At 41.4% G+C, this 18,829-nt stretch carries 10 protein-coding genes and 1 tRNA gene; 7 read left to right on the forward strand and 4 right to left on the reverse strand.

Going from position 1 to position 18,829, the window contains the following annotated elements:
• Positions 1-56 precede the first annotated feature (56 nt).
• Genes Q0537_RS08140 through Q0537_RS08155 form a run of 4 tightly spaced genes read right to left on the reverse strand, consistent with a single transcriptional unit; the run spans position 57 to position 4,878 of the window.
• A complete protein-coding gene (locus Q0537_RS08140) occupies positions 57-1,895 on the reverse strand; it encodes an ATP-binding protein (RefSeq protein ID WP_299226928.1) in 1,839 nt (612 codons plus the stop codon).
• Positions 1,895-3,064: a DNA cytosine methyltransferase gene (locus tag Q0537_RS08145; protein ID WP_299226931.1), complete on the reverse strand. Its 1,170-nt coding sequence runs from the start codon at positions 3,062-3,064 to the stop codon at positions 1,895-1,897. Before Q0537_RS08145 ends, Q0537_RS08140 begins: the two co-directional genes overlap by 1 nt.
• Before the next feature lie 26 nt (positions 3,065-3,090).
• Complete coding sequence (gene guaA / locus Q0537_RS08150; RefSeq protein WP_299226934.1) at positions 3,091-4,626, reverse strand: glutamine-hydrolyzing GMP synthase; 1,536 nt, start codon at positions 4,624-4,626, stop codon at positions 3,091-3,093.
• A gap of 54 nt (positions 4,627-4,680) precedes the next feature.
• A complete protein-coding gene (locus tag Q0537_RS08155) occupies positions 4,681-4,878 on the reverse strand; it encodes a hypothetical protein (protein WP_299226936.1) in 198 nt (65 codons plus the stop codon).
• Positions 4,879-4,905: 27 nt separating this feature from the next.
• Here Q0537_RS08155 and Q0537_RS08160 point away from each other — a divergent pair, with 27 nt between their 5' ends.
• The 7 genes from Q0537_RS08160 to Q0537_RS08190 form a co-directional block, all read left to right on the forward strand.
• A complete protein-coding gene (locus tag Q0537_RS08160) occupies positions 4,906-5,316 on the forward strand; it encodes a hypothetical protein (RefSeq protein ID WP_299226939.1) in 411 nt (136 codons plus the stop codon).
• A complete protein-coding gene (gene uvrC / locus Q0537_RS08165; RefSeq protein ID WP_299226942.1) occupies positions 5,297-7,099 on the forward strand; it encodes an excinuclease ABC subunit UvrC in 1,803 nt (600 codons plus the stop codon). Before Q0537_RS08160 ends, uvrC begins: the two co-directional genes overlap by 20 nt.
• Before the next feature lie 165 nt (positions 7,100-7,264).
• The gene (locus tag Q0537_RS08170; RefSeq protein ID WP_299226945.1) at positions 7,265-11,818 is read left to right on the forward strand and encodes an ATP-binding protein; all 4,554 of its coding nucleotides are present in this window, start codon (positions 7,265-7,267) and stop codon (positions 11,816-11,818) included.
• A 14-nt stretch (positions 11,819-11,832) separates the two neighbouring features.
• Complete coding sequence (locus Q0537_RS08175; protein ID WP_005869488.1) at positions 11,833-12,213, forward strand: response regulator; 381 nt, start codon at positions 11,833-11,835, stop codon at positions 12,211-12,213.
• 12 nt (positions 12,214-12,225) lie between these two features.
• Positions 12,226-12,302, forward strand: a tRNA-Arg gene (locus Q0537_RS08180).
• A gap of 376 nt (positions 12,303-12,678) precedes the next feature.
• Complete coding sequence (locus tag Q0537_RS08185) at positions 12,679-14,691, forward strand: ShlB/FhaC/HecB family hemolysin secretion/activation protein (protein WP_299226948.1); 2,013 nt, start codon at positions 12,679-12,681, stop codon at positions 14,689-14,691.
• A 255-nt stretch (positions 14,692-14,946) separates the two neighbouring features.
• Positions 14,947-18,829 (forward strand): filamentous hemagglutinin N-terminal domain-containing protein (locus tag Q0537_RS08190; RefSeq protein WP_299226951.1); only part of this gene is annotated, 3,883 nt, incomplete at its 3' end.

The following is an 18,829-nucleotide window of genomic DNA, read 5'->3' on the forward strand; positions in this document are numbered from 1 at the left end:
CTTCCTTATTCAAATTTTGAATTTGCGCTTTGAAGATTCAATTTATCCATCTCTATTTAAGTCAAATCACTAGCGACTCGTGCTGATAATAAGCATACAATTTCATTATTTTTAATAAACGAGAATTCAAGTTTCCCGTTCGTAAGGAATTTCGGTATTTCATTATAAGATAAGGACATCAGTATATAATCTCCGACTCCCCTAGTAGCCCATCCCGCACCGCCTTCAAACATACAATATTCGCTTTGTTTATAATTTTTACTCGTTAAATACACCAGCAGTACATTATCATCCGTGATACTACTTCTTATTTGATCTTTTAATGGCTCTAAGACCGTAAATTTATCGGCATCTTGTGCAGAGGTATAAAATATTTCATCCTTTCTAACTCCACATTTTTCTATTAATAATGAATATATAAAGTCCGTAAATCTTTTATCTTTACTAGAGTGGGATAAAAATATTTTATACTTATCCTTCAGCATGTCGCCTTGCACTTTATTAGCTACAATCATCGTGAACTCGTTTACTTGCTCTGATGATTCGTTGGGGAAGCGCTCTTTTAACTCACTCTCTACTTCTTTTATAAAATTATTCTTTCTTTTATCAAAATTTTTATTATCCTTATCCCTTATGTCGTTTGCTAATTTTTCTCTTTTGCTTATCAAATCGCCAATTATACTTTTTACAATGCCTACCAGCAACGCAACCCTTTCATCATGTTCATCTAAATTTTGACGATTTGAAGTTGCAATATCCGGCAAATCATCTTCATCTAATAAGTCAAAGTGTATTTCACCCTCTATATAATTAACGAAAGCCTGAGTGTTGCCTAAGTAGTTTAGGAAATTTTCTACTGCGAGCTTATTTCTAACATATAACCTGAGCTGGATTGGATTATAAAAACTATTTTTTGTAAAGTTTGCATCATTGTCTTTTGCTATTTTATTGTCTATCGTACTATGTATACCTATCCATCCGTTTAAAGTATATTGCTTACTTTTTTTGATGCCCTGCTCGTCAGTAAATTCCCTGATTCCGCTAACTTTATTTTTATCAAGTAACTCAATCTTTCTATCAAAAAGGTATTCTTTATCTCTCTTTTTGGACTCTATTTTGAATTTAGAATCCTCTTTGAGTAGTTTGTCAAAAGTTTCTTTTAATCCTTGTTGGCTATCTTTTAGAAAATAATCTATAAAAGCCATATTTTTAAATGCTATTTTTTTCTCTATCGGTCTAAATATAGGTTCTTTACTATCCTTTTTTACAATTGCTAGAAAAATCTTTCTATCCATCATAGAATCCAACGAAAATATATTAGATAACTTGTTTTCTAGGCTATCTAGCGCTCGTTCGCCAAGTCCCTCTAGATTTACATTTTCCAATATTAACGCTGTGCCGGTCTTAATTTTTTCCCAAATTTGATTAGATCGTAATTTTGTTTCTGTACTGTTTATTAATCTTAAAAAAGGTTTTTCGTTTTCGTCTTTTTTGTTTTCACTATAGTTCATTTCCCATTTATTGACTACTCCAGCATTTGTTTTAGACAATATAAAATATCTCTCGGAAAGATAAAGCGCCGCCAATTTTCCTATACCTTTTCTGCCCATCACTTTATAGCCGTTTAATACTTTCGAGTTTTCTTCTAGCCTTCTATTATAGCCAACTATAGTATAGGTATTAATGCTATTTTCATCCAAACCAATACCGTCATCAATAATCTCTATAAGAGATTTTGATTTGTTTGTCATATTTATATAAATATATATGTTTTTAGCATTTGCATCAAAGCCATTTGCTACAAGCTCTGAAATAGCACTCCAAGCATTTGAGTAAAGACTTTTGCCTAGTAGTTTTAAAGCCAACCATCCAAAAGAAAATTTTATCTTTTGCATTACCTCTCCTTCTTATGATTTTCTCTATAAGATAAAAAACTTTTCAACACTTCATTTGCAAGGCTAATAGCAAGCAGAGGGGGTACGGCATTCCCGACTTGGGAATTTTGTTGAATTTTACCGCCGTAAAATTTAAAAAAATCAGGAAAAGACTGCAATCTAGCCCCTTCTCTTGTGGTAAGTGCCCTGTTTTCTTTTGGATGTATACATCGTAGGGACGAGGGTGTCCCCAAGTTATTCGTTATCGTTGTAGACGGCTTATTCCACCACAGCCTTCCATATGTATTTTTGTAACCGGAAGTTAGCCTATATTCTGACGGTAACTTTTTATTATTCACTAAGCTGTTTATATATTCTCGCCCCTCACCCTCTATCACGGCATTTATAACACCTTGAATTTTCTCGCCATAAGAGCCGCTCTTATGACTAGTTAAAGCGTCGTTATTATTTCGCATAAGCTCTTGGTAAATATTTTTAGGAGTTATTAAATATTCTTTCTTTTCTTCATTTAATCCTAGCGGCGGCAAATCCGATAATGCATTTTCTACAGTTAAAAATGTATTATAATCAGTTAATATTTCATTTGGGAATTCCCACTTCAGGTCTATATCTTTTCTTATACCAACTATAAATACTCTCTCTCTATTTTGCGGTATACCGAAATTTACCGCATTTAAAACTTTTTTATGTATTTTATAACCGCTAGTATTTTTTATATTATTAAACATTTTATAGATGTCTTCTATTACGGGTTTACCAATATTGTTTTTCATGGTAAGCAAGCCTTTTACATTTTCAAAAATAAACATCTTAGGCCTTAAAATACTAAGTAACCTACAATATTCCTTATACATAACCGCTCTCTTATCGTATTGTCTTTTTCCTACAGTACTATAAGACTGGCAAGGTGGACCGCCTATAACAATATCTACGCAACTTACATCAATCTTACTGTCTTTGATTTTCTTCTCGTCAATTGCCCGAATATCGCATTCTAATAATTTTATATTTGGGAAATTTAGCCTAAATGCTGTTGCGGCATACTTATTGTATTCATTTGCGAACAAAAAGTTAAATTCATCGTTTATTACAAATTTATTCCCGTCTTTTTTATAATAAAAACCAAATGTTAAGCCGCCGGCTCCAGAAAATAAATCAACAACATTCATAAACTGATTCCCCAAATTTAAAAATTTTATTCCCACTCTATCGTTGCAGGCGGTTTGCTTGAAATGTCGTAAACTACGCGGTTGATGCCGGGCACTTCGTTTATGATGCGGCGAGAGACGTTTTCTAGCAGATCGTATGGCAGGCGCGAGAAACTAGCCGTCATTCCGTCGCTAGCATCCACCACGCGCACGCACACGGCATTTTCGTAGGTGCGGTTATCGCCCATGACGCCGACTGAATTTACGTTTAAAAGCACGCAGAAAGCTTGCCAAGTTTTGTTGTACCAGCCGCTTGATTTTAGCTCGTCGCGTAGGATCACATCGGCTTTGCGCAGTAGCTCGAGGCTCGGCGTATTTACCTCGCCCATTATACGGATCGCAAGGCCCGGGCCGGGGAATGGATGGCGGAAAACGACTTCGCGCGAAAGACCCAGTTCGAGCCCCAGCTGGCGAACCTCGTCTTTAAAAATTTCGCACAGAGGCTCGATCAGTTCAAATTTCATATCTTTAGGCAGTCCGCCTACGTTGTGGTGGCTTTTGATCGTCTTGCTTGAGCCTGCGACCGAGCTCTCGATGATGTCGGTGTAGAGTGTGCCTTGGGCTAGAAATTTTACGTTTTTGTGTTTTGCTGCTTCTTTGCTGAAAACCTCAATGAAGGTCGCGCCGATGATTTTGCGTTTTTGCTCCGGATCGACCACCCCTTTTAGTCTGCTTAAAAATAGCTCACTGGCATCGATCACATCTAAACTCACGCCGAGTTTGAGCCTAAACATCTCCTCCACCGCCTTGCGCTCGCCCGTGCGGAGCAGTCCGTTATCGACGAAAACCGCTATTAGGCTCTGTGGCACCGCATGCGCCAAAAGCGCCGCTACGACCGAACTATCCACGCCGCCACTTACCGCGCAAAGCACTTTCGCGCTGCCTACGCGCTCTTTTATTTTGATCATCTGCTCTTTGGCGAAGCTGCCCATATTCCAAGTGCTGGTTATTCCGCAGATCTCTTTGGCAAAATTTTTTAAAATTCTATCGCCAAACTCGCTGTGGCAGACCTCAGGGTGAAACTGTAGCGCATAAATTTTACGGGTCTCGTCGCCAAATACGCACCACTCACTCTCATCCGAGCTTGCCATCACCTCAAAGCCCTCCGGCAGGCTCTCGACCTTGTCCGAGTGGCTCATCCAAACGATCGAGTTATCCTCCACGCCGCCAAATAGCTTGCTAGCACGAAGCAGCTTTAAAGAAGCCTTGCCATACTCTTTTTTACCCGCAGGCACGACGCTGGCGCCAAATTTATGCGCGATGAGCTGCATACCGTAGCAGATACCTAAAATTGGAATTCCAAGCTCAAAAATTCTATCGTCGCAAAAATACGCATCCTTGGCGTAAACGCTAGCGGGTCCGCCGCTTAAAATAATGCCTTTTGGGTTTTTTGCTTTTATCTTATCGATCGGTGCGTCGTATGCGATCAGCTCGGTGTAAACGCCTTGTTCGCGCAAGCGCCTAGCGATCAGCTGGGTGTATTGAGAGCCGAAGTCCAGCACTAAAATGTCTGCCGTTTGCATGAAATTCCTTTGTAAAAATTTTTAAAAGTATAACAAAGCAAAGCTAAAAGTAGGCTATTTATCGCGTAAAATTCTAACGCTTCCTCTACCATCGCTCGTGTTATTGGCGTCCGTATTTTGGGCGGTAGCGCTAGGGCTCTGCTCGTCTTCTGAATAAAACGGCGGCGCTTTGTATCCGCAGCCGCTAAGCAAAACTAAGATAAAAAATGCTAAAATCCGCTTATGGAAAATGCAAGAGAAATAATAGCTCATATCAGAAAAGATCCTTTATATGCCAAGATGCGAGAAAGAGGCGAGTTTCTGGCGATTTTGCCGCTTAGTTGGCAAAGGCTGATCGCCTTCATCTACGTCAAAGATGGCATTTTGATGATAGCCGCGAAGCACCCGGCGGGGCTTTGCGAACTAAAGCGCGATAGTAATATAAATTTAATAAAAGACGTATTAAAGCGCTTCGTAGCCGCTAGAGAGACGGCGGAGCTTTGCGGCGTGCGAGAGATAAAATTTTTCGTTGCAGATAGAGTGATGAGCAGAAGAAGGGCGCAAATTTATAAAGCTCATTTGCGCCGAAGCAGTAAAATTTTATCTTCAGAGCGCGCAAAGGGGGAGTTTACAAACAAAATCCAAGATCCGCAAATTTATAAAATTTTTGAAGAGATAAGAGGGCTGATCCTTGCTAATAGAGGAGATTAAGAGCCTGCCTGCCGCACCCGGCGTGTATCAATACTTCGACGCCGCGGGCAAGCTGCTATACGTCGGTAAGGCTAAAATTTTAAAAAATCGCGTCAAAAGCTACTTTTCTTTCACGCCCGCTCTCGCGCCGAGCCCGCGCTTAAGCGCGCGCATCGCCAAGATGATAAGCGAGGCTGTGCATTTAGAATACATCGTCACTCCCAGCGAGAGCGACGCGCTGATACTAGAAAATTCCTTCATTAAGCAGCTCAAGCCCAAGTACAACATCTTGCTGCGCGACGATAAAACCTATCCATATATCTACGTAAATTTAGACGACGATTTCCCGCGCTTTGAGATCACGCGAAAGATCATAAAGGGCAAAAACATCAGATACTTCGGCCCCTATTTTCACGGCGCGAAGGAAATTTTACAGACGCTTTATATGCAGTTTCCGCTCGTGCAGAAGAAAAATTGCGTCAAGGGCAAAAAGGCCTGTTTATTCCACCAGATCGGGCGCTGCGCCGCTCCGTGCGAGGATAAAATTTCAAAGCAGGATTACGCTCGTATCGTACAAAGCGCGCTTGTGGCTCTGAAAAATCCGCAAAAAATGGTGCCGCAGCTTCAGGATCGGATGGCGCGGCTCGCGCAGAGCGAAAATTTTGAGGAAGCCGCGCAGATCCGCGATACGATCGAAATTTTAAAGCAGATGAACATAAAGGTTGAGGTCGATCTGGCAAAGCTCGATGATTTCGAGGTCTTTGCGATTGCCGCACGCGACGGGCTCGTCTGCGCCGTGTATTTTAGCATACGCGAGGGCAAAATTTCAGCCTCAAGCTCGCATATAATCAACTGCAAGGCCCCTAACGCCGATGATATCGCAAACGCCTACAAGCAGATGATCTTAAGCGCCTTCCCGGCTGCGGCTCCCGTGGCGTGCGCTAAAATTTACGTTTACGACGAGTTTGACGATGCGGATCTGGTATGCGAAATTTTATCCAAGCGGCACGAAAGAGCCTTTAAAATTTACGCGCCGAAAATCGGCGAAAAGCGTAAAATTTGCGAGATTGCATACCAAAACTGCGAGATCAATATCAAAAAACATCTAAAAACGCACGATTATGCATTTTTGCAGGAGCTGAAGGATTATTTTAATCTTACGAATTTGCCCGTAAATATCGAAGTTTTCGACAATTCGCATATGTTCGGCGCCGCGGCCGTGGGGGCTATGATAAGCTTTCAAGACGGCGAGTTTAACAAGCAAAACTACCGCCACAAGCACCTTAGCTCAAATAACGACTACGATCAGATGCGCGAGTATCTAACTAGCCGCGCGCTTAAATTTGACGAGCTTGCAGCGCCAGATCTGTGGCTTATCGACGGCGGAACGGCTCTGCTAAACTTGGCGGAGGAAATAATCTGCAGCGTCGGAGCAAACGTCGATATAATCGCTATCTCAAAAGAGAAGATCGACGCTAAAGCTCACCGCGCAAAGGGAGCTGCGAAAGATAAAATTTGCACGAAGGGCGGGATTTTTTCGCTGCCGACGGATGATAAAAAGTTGCAGTTTTTTCAGCGCCTGCGCGATGAAGCGCACCGCTTTGCGATCTCGTTTCACCAAAAGAGCAAACGCAAACTAGATCTGCAAAGCTCAAAGCTGCTAAGCTTGGGCGTTAGCAAGGGCAGCCTGAAGAAGCTTTTGGACTTTTACGGCGATTTTGAGAGCATTTATGCGGCGAGCTTCGAGGAGATCAGATCGCTTACGAATATCCAAACCGCGGAAAAAATTTTAAACAATCATTAACGAAAACCTAACGCAAAAAGCTATATTTAAAGATTTGTTTAGTAAAATCACCCATTAACTTTGCAGGACGGCTAAATCGTCTCCGCCTAGCGTGACGGAAGCGACTTCGTTTCTCCGGTTGAATAAAATTTAACGTCGCGTAAGCTGCGCTTTGAAGGATTTTGTATGAATTTAAATACTACAAGTGCTTTGAGACTTGTTAGCGGTATCCCGCTACTTTTGATTTTCGCGTTTGCATCATATTTCTTGTTTATCTCTTTGCAGGATTACGCCAGAGTTGGAATTTTGCAGCAGCAGATTGCTAAAAACAGCAATCTCGCGGCGTTAGTAGAGCAGGTAGATAAAGAGCGCGGTATCACTTCGGCGTTTTTGGGTAGCGAGGGAAACCCCGGTATGGGAACCCTTCTATCGGGTCAACGTAAAAAAACCGACGATGCGCTTGCAAAGTATAAAGAAAGCAAAAATACCAGTGAAAATGTCGTAAAAAAGACTATTTTTGATATTTTCGCTTACGGCACCGGTAATGACGAGCTTTTGGCTGCCGAGACCGATATAGACGGTTTATTAGACAAACTTCCGCAGGTAAGAAGGGATGTCGATGCTCAAAGCAAAAGCTTCGGTGAGCTTTTCAGCTCATATTTTCAAAAATTCGATGATGATGTAAAAACAATCCAACGAGTGCTAAGAGAGGGTCTTGTAAGCTCAAATATTACCGTTTGGACGGTTTCGTTGCTTAATACTTATGAGGCGATGGATGCCACTGCATCGGAGCGCGACTATATTATCGAATACATCATCGGTAGCAAGGCGATGAATCAGGCGCAGCTAAGGACTTGGGCTAGCTTCAACCTATCTAGTTCGCTTCCTAATTACTACTTCTTGCCGGAATCGGATGCTAGAGCTGCAATTTTAAAAATTCTAGACGGAGAGGAATTCCAAAACGCATTAAGAGAGACTGCTAAAATTTCAGCCACATTGCAGCAAGAAGCGGACGAGGGACACTATAGCGTACCTTTTCAAGAGTGGTTTGCCTCTACTACACTTAAATATAAAAAGCTAAGCGAAATCTCTGAAAAGATCAATGCTGAGCTTGCGGCGCATGCCGATACTTATCTAGCGCAAAGACTAAGAAACCTATTTATCGCTCTTGGCATATGGGTTTTAGCGGCTATTTTGGTCGTTTTTGCCTTGGGTATTACAAGACGTTTAAGACAGAACGTTACCGACCTCGGCAATGTGCTTAGCCGAATCGGCGATTTGACGAATCAGCACGAGCATATCGACGTTAGGACTAGTGAGGGTGTTAACAAAGCGTATTCGCTTATTGAGGACGCGCTCGATCTGATTGCATATCAAAAGGGCGCTGCGGAGGATGCCAACAAGGCAAAATCGATCTTTTTGGCCAATATGTCGCACGAGATCAGAACGCCGCTTAACGGCATCATCGGCTTTACGGAGCTTCTTAAAAATACCGATCTGGATGAAGAGAAGCGCGATTACGTTGATACCATCGAAAAATCGTCCGAAAACCTTCTAACGATCATTAATAACATTTTGGATGTCTCTAAGATCGAAAGTAATAAGGTCGAGCTTGAGGATATCTTATTTAACCCTATACAAGATTTCGAAAGCGCGGTTGAAATTTACGTAGCCAAGGCTGCCGAAAAGAATATCGACATCCTGCTCTACATCGATCCTACACTTGTACACCACCTATACGGAGATATTACGAAGATCAAAGAGGTTCTTATCAACCTCATGTCAAATGCTGTCAAATTTACCCCTGAGCACGGCACTATCGTGGTCGAAATTTTAAGAGAGCCTAGCAAAGCTCCGGGAGAGGCGATCGTAACGTTTAGCGTCGAAGATACCGGCATTGGAATTTCTGAAGATAAGCTCGCAAATGTATTTAACGCCTTCTCTCAAGCTGACTCTACAATCACGCGCAAATACGGCGGAACAGGTCTTGGACTTACGATTTCGTCGAAATACGTAGCGATGATGGGCGGTAAGCTTCAGGTTAAATCTACCGTAGGAAAGGGTACTAGATTTTACTTTACCCTTGCTTTTAAAGAGACTCAAAAGACTGATGCGGACGCAGTATTTGAAAGCATCAAAGGATTAAATTTCGCGCTTTTAGCTGATAGCGCCGATACGATGTATAATGATATCGTTAAAAATTATATCAGCAAGCTAGGTGGTAAAATTTCGATATTTAATACGAACGCGCAGTTCCGCTCAGCGCAAAATAATAACAAATATGACGCTCTTATCACTAGATTTAAGAATTACGGCGAGGTTAGCGATATATTGAGTATGCCTACGATCTTAACTCTTAAGCCAAAAGAGCTTCAAAGTATTAGTATTTCAAATTCTAAAATTTTTACCCTCACAGAGCCTTTTAATTTAACTAAATTCGTTAAGACGCTAGATAAAATTTCAAAATCCGGAATTGCTCTAAGTAGATCGGATTTTGCTCCACAGACGCATGAGATTAAGCTGGATGCCGAGGTAGAAAAGCCTATCGTCGCTGATGAAATGATTATGGAAGAGCCGGTAGTAAAAGAAAGGCCTATCATCAACAAGCTCGATGAATTACGACATGCTACTACTTCGTCGGCAGACGAGCTACGCGCTATCTTGCAAAGCAGAAGGCGTACACACGATGCTGAGGCTCATTCTGCGCATAAAGAGGAGGCTGTTAGTAAGCCTAGTATTGCTCAAGAACTCAAAAAAGAAGCTCCTAAAGCAGAAGAGCCGGTCATTAAGCCTATAGATATCGAGCCTATGAGTGATATTAAGATTGAAAAGACAGAGTCTGAATCGCCAAAGATCGATATTGATGATATTCCTGAAATAGTAATCCCGCACGCAGAAAAGCCAAAGGTAGAGCCTTTAAGCACAAAAGATGTCCAGGCCGATATCGATGAGCCTATATCTTTGGAAATCCCTGATGATTTTGTGGGGCTCAAAACACATGCGGCGCAGACCCAGGCTCCTAAAGCCGAAACTCCTAACATTGATCTTTCTGATATCGAAATAGAGCTTCCTAAGATCAAAAAAGAGGAAGAAGTAAAGGCTGAGCCTGCAAAAGTAGGAATTCCAAAGGCTAAGGTTGAGACGCCTAAGGCTGATATTGAAATTCCTGATATAGATATTGATCTTTCGGATATCAAACCGAGCGCCAAGGTGCAAGAGCCTGCCAAAAAGGTTGAAATTCCAAGCGTAGAAGAAGAAATTCCTGTAGCAGTTAAAACCGAGCCTGAAATTCCTATCGCTAAAGCTTCGAAGCCTGATACTTCAAGTGTTTCTACTCATGAAGATGAAATTTCAAGTGTTAAACTTTCAGAACCTGAAAGTACAGCTGAAAAGATAATTGAGCCAGAACCTATCGCTGTTGAGCCAGAGCCGATAACAATTGAGCCTGAACTAAAACCTATCAAGCCAAAACTTGAAGAGGTTAAACAGGAGCCTTCAAATATCGAGTTTGAATCGATAACGCCAGTAGTAGAACCAGCGGCTCAAAATATTCCTGCCGAAGAGCCGAATATTGGGCCAGAGCCTGTAGATATTCCGAAGGTGGAGCCTGCTACTCAAAACGACCATGTCGAAGAGCCTGAGATCGAGCCTGTTAGCGTAAAAGTCGAACCGGTAGTTATCCCGCAGCCTGAGGAAGAGGAGATGGTCGAGGTGCCCGTTACCGTGTACGAAGACGAGCAACAGGAAGAAACCATTATGGTCGAAGAGGATGTCGAAGTCGAAGAAGAGGTTGAAGTGCCGGTAGAGCGAAATCCTGCCGATGAAAATGTACCTTTGGTCAATAGAAAATATAACGCCAAAATCCTTATTGCGGAGGATAATGAGATCAATCAAAAGCTTATGAAGCATACGTTAAATAGCTTTAATATGAATTTGACGATAGTCGAAAACGGACTTTTGGCGCTGGAAGCCAGAAAAGCCAATAACGACTATGATCTCATATTTATGGATATTTCGATGCCTGTTATGGATGGTATCGAATCCACAAAGCAGATCAAGCAATACGAGCACGAGAATAACCTCCGCCACATCCCGATCGTGGCTGTTACTGCCAATGCGCTAAAGGGCGATAGAGAGAAATTTATGGCAGCAGGACTTGACGAATACTGCACTAAGCCGATCAAAAAGGATATCTTAGCTCAAATGTTAGATAATTTTATCGGCGATAAACGATCTGATGCAGCGCCCGCCGGTGGAACTACAAAGAAGCTGGTTAAAAAGCTTGTCAAACGCCAGGTGCCTAAGACGGTCATTAAAACTGTCAAAGTGCCAAAGACGATAATGAAGCTAGTTCCTAAAAAAAGTATAGTTTCCGATGACGTAGTGAAAGCTAAGGGTGCGCGCGTGCCGACAAAAGATATACTTATATGTAAGGCAAACATTATGGAAAGTAAAATTTTTGCTAGCATATTAAAACATCAGTATAAAGACGTAGAAATTGCGGGCAATTTCGACCAGCTTATTTCTATGGCGGCTACGGGTAGCTATAAGCTTGTTTTGATTGATAAAAAGCTAGCAGGGCTAGACTTAGCGGCGTTAGAGAGCTTGCGCCGAAAAGCGTCTGCGACCAAGCTAGTTCTGTTTTCTAACGACAACGATGAAAATCCACTATTTAGCGAAGTCGCTAGTTACAATATCACCAAGTCGGGTCTTGAGAAACTCGCACAAAAATATATATAAGGATGAGGTCTTAAATGAGAGATTTGAAAGTTTTAACGGTTGATGACGACGCTATAAATTTAAAGCTACTTGAAGTTATGCTAAAAAAATACGGCAAATTCCAAACCATACTCCAAGCCAAAAACGGCTTGGACGCCCTTGCTGTACTCGAAGTTCAGCCCGTTGATTTGATTTTATTAGATATCGTAATGCCTGTGATGAATGGGCTGGAATTTTTAGATAATCTTCACGCTAGAGAAAGCATAGCTCATATCCCTGTCATCGTCCTTACGACGGACGAGACCGCTAAACGAGAGGCTTTAAATAAGGGTGCTTATGACTTTATGACAAAGCCCATCAACGATAAAGATCTTCACAAAAAACTAGACGACGTTATGAATATTATCGGCGATTAAATTGCCGATTTTGTCCTCGTAGCTCAGTAGGATAGAGCGCAAAATTCCTAATTTTGAGGCCACAGGTTCGAATCCTGTCGGGGACACCATCTATCAAATTTTACCCCCTATTTTTAGTTTTTTGATTTTTTTAAAAGCCCTGTTTTACGGCTTTTTCAAATTTTTTCAAAAAAATTTGAAATGCTAAAAACGCTAGATTATACAGGTAGTTTAAGAGAAACTACTATATTAAAAATCGAGATTCTGGGCATAATAAAATCTAAAATCTCAATTAGCACTAAAATCCAAGAAACTTTGCCCGAAAATTTAAAAAATTAGTGTATTATCACCAATTCTAATCGATAGCCCATAGTGGAAGATTAAGGCTTATAAAAAGCGATATACGCCAATAGATGCTTTTGTTATGCTCAAGCTATAAGGTTTTCTTTTGCGGCAATATTCCGATCGTAAAAATGGGCGCAATCGATGTTTGATCAAAAACCATTATTCTATCTCTACGATAGTAAATTTAAAGGAGCCACTTTGCAACCCCGCGGCGTCAAGCTTAAGCTTATTCTAGCTTCTATCTTTATAGGTTTAAGCTTAGCTCCTAAAGCGATTATGGCTACCCCTGCTGATATTTCTGGCGCCATAAACTCCGAAGAGCAAAGAATAAGATCAATTAGACAAGGCGCCGAGGATCCCTTCATAACGATACGCAGCGAAGAGTCTTCCGCTTCAAGCGTAACCGCGGAGCCCAAGAAAGCAGGAATTTGCTTTAAAATTTATGAGATCAAACTGATTAACGCAGAGGCGCAAAACGAGCAGAAAAGTAGCGTGGATTCTAAATTTAACGAAGCGGATTACAAATCTAAAAACGAAGATGATCTGAAAACTCCAGCCGTCAACCCTAAAGGTGGTGCCGGCTCAGGTGTTCTTCTCTTTAAGCCGAATGATGAAAACTTGAGGCGCGCGAAAGTAAAAACCCCCGCTAAGTCCATTAGTCCTACCTTAAATTCCAATCATTCCGTTCCGCTGGGGTTTGAAAGAATTCTAAGCTCCACTCTAGAAGAGCTTAAATTTAAAAGCGGCGACTGCTTGGGAAGCGATGAAATTTTAGCTCTGGCAAGAGCGTATAACAATAAAATCATATCCGCAGGTTTTATTACTACCTCCGTTTCCATCCCCCAGCAAAACATCTCCTCGGGCACCCTTCTTTTAGCTCTGTATCCCGGACGTATAGGCGAAATCTCACTTGAGCCCGGCTCTGAAGCCAAGAACAGAAGAAGCATCTTTACCGCATTCGGCGGCGATAAGAGGGGAGAGATTTTAAACTTAAGAGATCTGGAGCAGGCTATGGAAAATTTCAATGCCGCTTCAAGAAGCGAGGCGGAGATAAGCTTAAGCCCTTCCGCAAAGCAGGGCTACTCCGATATCAATATTTCTAAACAGCAAAGCTTGCCTCTGCTGCTTAGATTAAGCGCGGATAATCTGGGCTCCAAATCTAGCGGCAAATACCAAGGCACGGCTATGCTTTACGGCTTAAATTTGCTTGGATTAAACGAGAGCGTATTTGCTTCTTACGGTAGAAATTTTTTAAGAGGAGATAAAAAATCTTTAGGGGATGATAGCAAAAGCGGCAGATCGGCTAACTACTACGCAGGCTTTAGTATACCTTTCGGATACTTCTCTCTATCCTTTTGGCAGAACAGATACACTTATGATCAAATAGTGCCCGGAACGTATGAGCTTTATACCTATAGCGGAAGCAGCGTTAGAAGAAATTTGGATCTTAACTACGTATATTTTAGAAATCAAAACTTCAAAAATTCCCTGTTTTTTAGAATTTGGCAAAAAAAGTATAAAAACTATATACAAGATTATGAGCTTAGCAACCAAAGAAAGCGTGAAGGCGGCTATGAGGCGGGGCTAAAATCCAAGGTATTTTTTGATAACTCTTCGATAGAGATGATGCTTTCGTACCTAAAATCCACGGGGGCGTTTAACGCCCTAAGAGCGCCCGATGAAGACTTCGGCGGCGGAAGCTCAAGGTATCATTTGATAAACGCTGCGTTAAATTTTAAAACTAGATCCTCCGCTATCCCTTTAAGCTACGAGTTGGAACTTTACGCAAGAAGAGCCAACACCCATCTTAGCCCTATAGATAGGCTAAATATCGGCGGATACTATAGCGTTAGAGGATTTGACTCTCAGATGAGCCTGCTTGGAGATAGCGGCTTTTATATAAGAAATACCTTGGAATATAAGTATTTTAAAAATAACGGCGTTTACCTAGCCTTTGATGTCGGTAAACTCAGCTCTAGGGGAAAAGATTATCCAGCAGAGGGTGAAATGCTTAGCGGAGGAGGCGTAGGTTTGAGAGGAAACATCTCGGACTCTTTTACCTATGATCTTTTGGCGGCATTTCCTATCAGCAAACCGGAAAATTTTAAAACGGATAGTCCTGCTTTAAATTTCTCTTTAAGCTACGACTTTTAAATTTAGCGAAATTTTATCAGCGCTTATCGCGGCGTTTAATATAAACTAAGACTATATAACGCTTAGTAAATTTTACTAACTATTTTAGCGCAGATATGCTGTACTAAGAGCCGAGAAATAGCAGTCCTGCGCCCAAATAGAGCCCTAAAATAAATTCAAACAAATTTTAAATAAAATATTTGAAATTTACTATTTTTTTAAGAAAGTATTCAAGAAATTTAAGATATAAAACCATCGCAATCGGAGGTTATAAGTATGCAAATTTTATGTTTAAGCTCTATTTTTAATGGCTCGGGGCGACTTGGCGCTTCTACTGATACAAAAGGATATTTCGGCGTCTTTACCCAAGCAAAGAAACGCCTTGCCGCTCTTTTGCTTCTTGGTTTGCTGGCTCCTTGTTTTTCATATTGCGAGATAATACCCGATAACTCCGCCCCCGTAAATCATAGAGCTTCGGTATCTCAAACCCCGAATGCTCCCGCTACTCAGATAGATATAGCCTCTCCTAACGATAGAGGGGTTTCTATCAACGAATACTCTAAATTTAATACCCCCAAAGAGGGCACGGTATTTAATAACTCTCAAGGCGGAGCCATAAGTAAAACGGCGGGCTATATACCTCCAAATCCGAGACTCAATCGCGGCGAAGCCAAGCTTATAATCAATCAGGTAAACTCGCCTCTTCCTTCAAATTTACAGGGTAATATAGAGATAGCGGGCAGAAAAGCCGATCTCATCATCGCTAATCCTAGCGGCATCAACGTAAACGGCGCTACCATAATAAATTCCTCCTCCACTACGTTAAGCACCGCCAAACCCACCTATGAAAACGGACATCTTAAATCCCTAAACATAAGTAAGGAAGGCTCTATAAATATAGGAGCGGACGGCCTAAACGATAACGGAGATTATCTAAACGTAATATCTAATAGCCTAAAGCTGGAGGGTAAAATTTACGCAAACGAGATAAACGTAGTAGCGACTGACGGTAAGGTATCTTTAAAAAATACAAACTCCGGATTAAGGCGGGATAATCTAAAGATCGAGCAAGAAGGGGGATCGCATCCTAAGGGCGTATCCATAGACTCCTCGGCTCTAGGCGGAATGTACGCGGGCAAGATAAATATAATATCTACTAAAGATGGAGCGGGCATCAACAATAAGGGGGCTATCTTAGCGGACAGCTCTTTAAAGATAGACGCTAACGGAGATCTGATAAATGAAGGAAAGCTGGGTTCCAACGGACAGACTCAAATCAGCTCTAAGACCATCTCCAACCAAAAGGGCTCTAAAATTTCAGCCTCCAATCTGGGTATAAAAGCCTCCTCGGTAGAAAACAGAGGAAATATACAGGCTAATACTCTAAAGCTAAAAGCGGATAGGCTAGATAATATAAAAGGCACCATAAGCTCAAGCTCCGCCTTAAAGATAGAGGCTAGAAGCCTAAGCAACAAAGATAGAGCCGTAATAGGAGCGGCTAAGAGCGAAAGGCTAAATGAGCTGGGCTTGGACGATACCAAAGACCCTTCCAAAGTGGGAGTTATTCCTCCCTCCAAAAACGAGCTTAGCGTAATAAGCGCGGGGCACATATCAAACATAGGCGGAGCGATACTTTCAAACGAAAGCTATTTGGATATAAAAGATAGCCTTTTAAACGATAACAGTTTGATGGTATTAAGGGCGCTGGATTCCGAAATTCCAAATTTTTATAACCTTTCAGGTTCTACCTTTATAGTACAAGAGGGCTTAAGCTTGCGCGGCAACAATCTACGCAACGAAAGCTCAAAGATCATCTCCCTAGGAGGCGTTCTTTTAGGCTACGACAGCATAGATAATTCTAAGGGCTCTATCCTAAGCGGAGGAAATTTAATCATAAACAAAGGCGCTCTTAATAATGAAGAGGGACTTATAAGCTCCAAAGGAGATCTTGCCTTAAGCTTAGATAGTCTTAGCGCTTTAGGTAAGCTAAACTCGGACGGTAGTTTATATCTGGGCTTAAAGGAGGATTTGAGCTATAACGGAGGGATCTACGCAAGCGGCGATATATACTTGAACTTACAGGGAAGCTTCATTGCCTTGCAAAGGCTGATCTCCAATAAAGATCTGATCATAAACGCAAAGGGTATCAAAAACGAAAGCATCATAGCGGCGCTTGGAAATTTGGCTTTAAAAACAAAGGAGCAAATTTTAAATTTAGGCTCTTTAATCGCGGGGAACGAGCTGATAACAAACTCTGAAAGTCTAATAAACAAAAAAGCCCTCGTTTATGCGCAAGACGGCATAAATTTAAACGCTAAAAATATCCTCAATCAAGACGCGTCAAATATACTTAGCGGAGGGGATATAGTTATAAATACGAGCTTTCTTAGCAACGAAGCGCTATCTAACATCATCTCTCAAAGAAATTTAAATATTTTTAATGAAAGAGGCGGGGAGGGCAAGGCAGATGAGATAACCAACGCCTCCTCTTTGATATATGCAAGGGGCACTCTTAATATCGGCGCTAAAAAGCTAAACAACCGCTCGGTTAACGAGCCCGTAAAGAGGGTTCAAAGCACCGGCTATAATATAGATTTTACCTGCAATGGGGATGGTTGGGGTTGCAGCGGCGTAGCCATACCTTTAAAAGTCAATGCAGCCGAGATAAAAGAGCGCATCCTTAAGCAAAATCCCGATATTAGCCAGGACGAGTTAAACGCTAAGATCATGGAGGAGCTTAGCGAGCAGGATATGAATCTATACGTATTAAGCTTATATAAAAATACTAGGCTTCCGGGGGAGGATACTAGGCTATATGATGCTATAACGCTAAGCTTAAAAGACAATCTCTTTAGCATAAGAAGAAGTAAGCCTCATAAGAAGGAGAGATTAAGGCAGATAAGCTACAGCATCAATAAAGAGTATATAACGGAAGATAGCCTAAGTAAATTTATGGGCTCCAATATAATCTCCGCAGGGGATAGCAATCTTAACGTAGATGAGCTAAATAACGATAAGAGCGTAATTTATGCCTATAACGATCTATCTTTAAACGTAAAGAGCCTAAACAACCGCTCTTTAAGTCTAAATCATAGTATAACGAGCCAGGCGGAGTATAGATGGAAACATAAAAGCCACGGGGGTAAAGGTGGCTATAGCGACCAAAAGAATATCTACTACTCCCAGCCTGCTATTATCTCCATAATAGGAGCTAAAAAAGATATAAAAGGCTATGCGGGGGATATTTCAAATTTAAACTCACACGGGCAGATAAACTCTAGTAACGCTCCTACTCTTATAAAGGAAGCTTTTTCTAAAATAGATTACTCTCTAATAGGCAAGGGGCTCGGTAATCCTAACGCTTTAAATCTAAATAAAAACGATCTTGCGCCTAGCCTTAATAACGAAGCGGATATGCAAGATATCATTAGACCTAGCTATATAAACAATCTCTTTTCGCCTATAAGCAGTAAATTTTATAATACCTTCTACGTTTATAGCGAGCTGATACCAGATTTTTCATATATGCACAATAAGCTAAGCTTGCTTTATGATAAAAAAAGGACCTCCTTGAACTCTTCGGAGGAAGATGACGGCACTCTACTTAGCTCCGCACCTTCTTTAATATACGCAGGAGGCAATATAAATTTAAGCGTAAACGGCGATCTTAGAAACGAAGGGATAATCTACGCGGGCTCTAATATAAGCCTTAAAGCGGGCAGCATATCAAATTTAAACTCCGCCTCCAACATCGCCGCAAACGCCCTAAGCATATCGGCCAAAAAGGATATAATAAACGCATCCTCTTTGATACAAGGACGCAGTGTAAACTTAAATGCCGGCAGAGATATAGTACATAAAACTCTAAGTAAAGAGATAAACCTAAATAGAGCCTACGGCGATCAAAGCAGCACCTATATAGGCACTATCTCAAATATAAAATCTACCGAGGGCAGCGTAGCATTAAATGCGGCTCGCGATATAAGCCTAACCGGAGCGAGCATAGACTCTGCTTCAAATTTAATCCTAAACGCCGCAAAGGACGTAAATATAAATAGCGCGGAGGAGAAGCTAAGCTATAATTTTAAAAGCAAGGGCGGATACTATAAAGAGGATATCGTTAAGAATACAAGCTCCAGGCTTAACGCCAAAGATAATA

This window comes from uncultured Campylobacter sp. (genome assembly GCF_938017775.1).
Lineage (GTDB): Bacteria > Campylobacterota > Campylobacteria > Campylobacterales > Campylobacteraceae > Campylobacter_B.

Coding starts and splice junctions, on each gene's coding strand:
- Q0537_RS08140 (WP_299226928.1), bottom strand. CDS start 1,895: ATGCAAAAGATAAAATTTTCTTTTGGATGGTTGGCTTTAAAACTACTA.
- Q0537_RS08145 (WP_299226931.1), bottom strand. CDS start 3,064: ATGAATGTTGTTGATTTATTTTCTGGAGCCGGCGGCTTAACATTTGGT.
- guaA (WP_299226934.1), bottom strand. CDS start 4,626: ATGCAAACGGCAGACATTTTAGTGCTGGACTTCGGCTCTCAATACACC.
- Q0537_RS08155 (WP_299226936.1), bottom strand. CDS start 4,878: ATGAGCTATTATTTCTCTTGCATTTTCCATAAGCGGATTTTAGCATTT.
- Q0537_RS08160 (WP_299226939.1), top strand. CDS start 4,906: ATGCGAGAAAGAGGCGAGTTTCTGGCGATTTTGCCGCTTAGTTGGCAA.
- Q0537_RS08170 (WP_299226945.1), top strand. CDS start 7,265: ATGAATTTAAATACTACAAGTGCTTTGAGACTTGTTAGCGGTATCCCG.
- Q0537_RS08175 (WP_005869488.1), top strand. CDS start 11,833: ATGAGAGATTTGAAAGTTTTAACGGTTGATGACGACGCTATAAATTTA.
- Q0537_RS08185 (WP_299226948.1), top strand. CDS start 12,679: ATGTTTGATCAAAAACCATTATTCTATCTCTACGATAGTAAATTTAAA.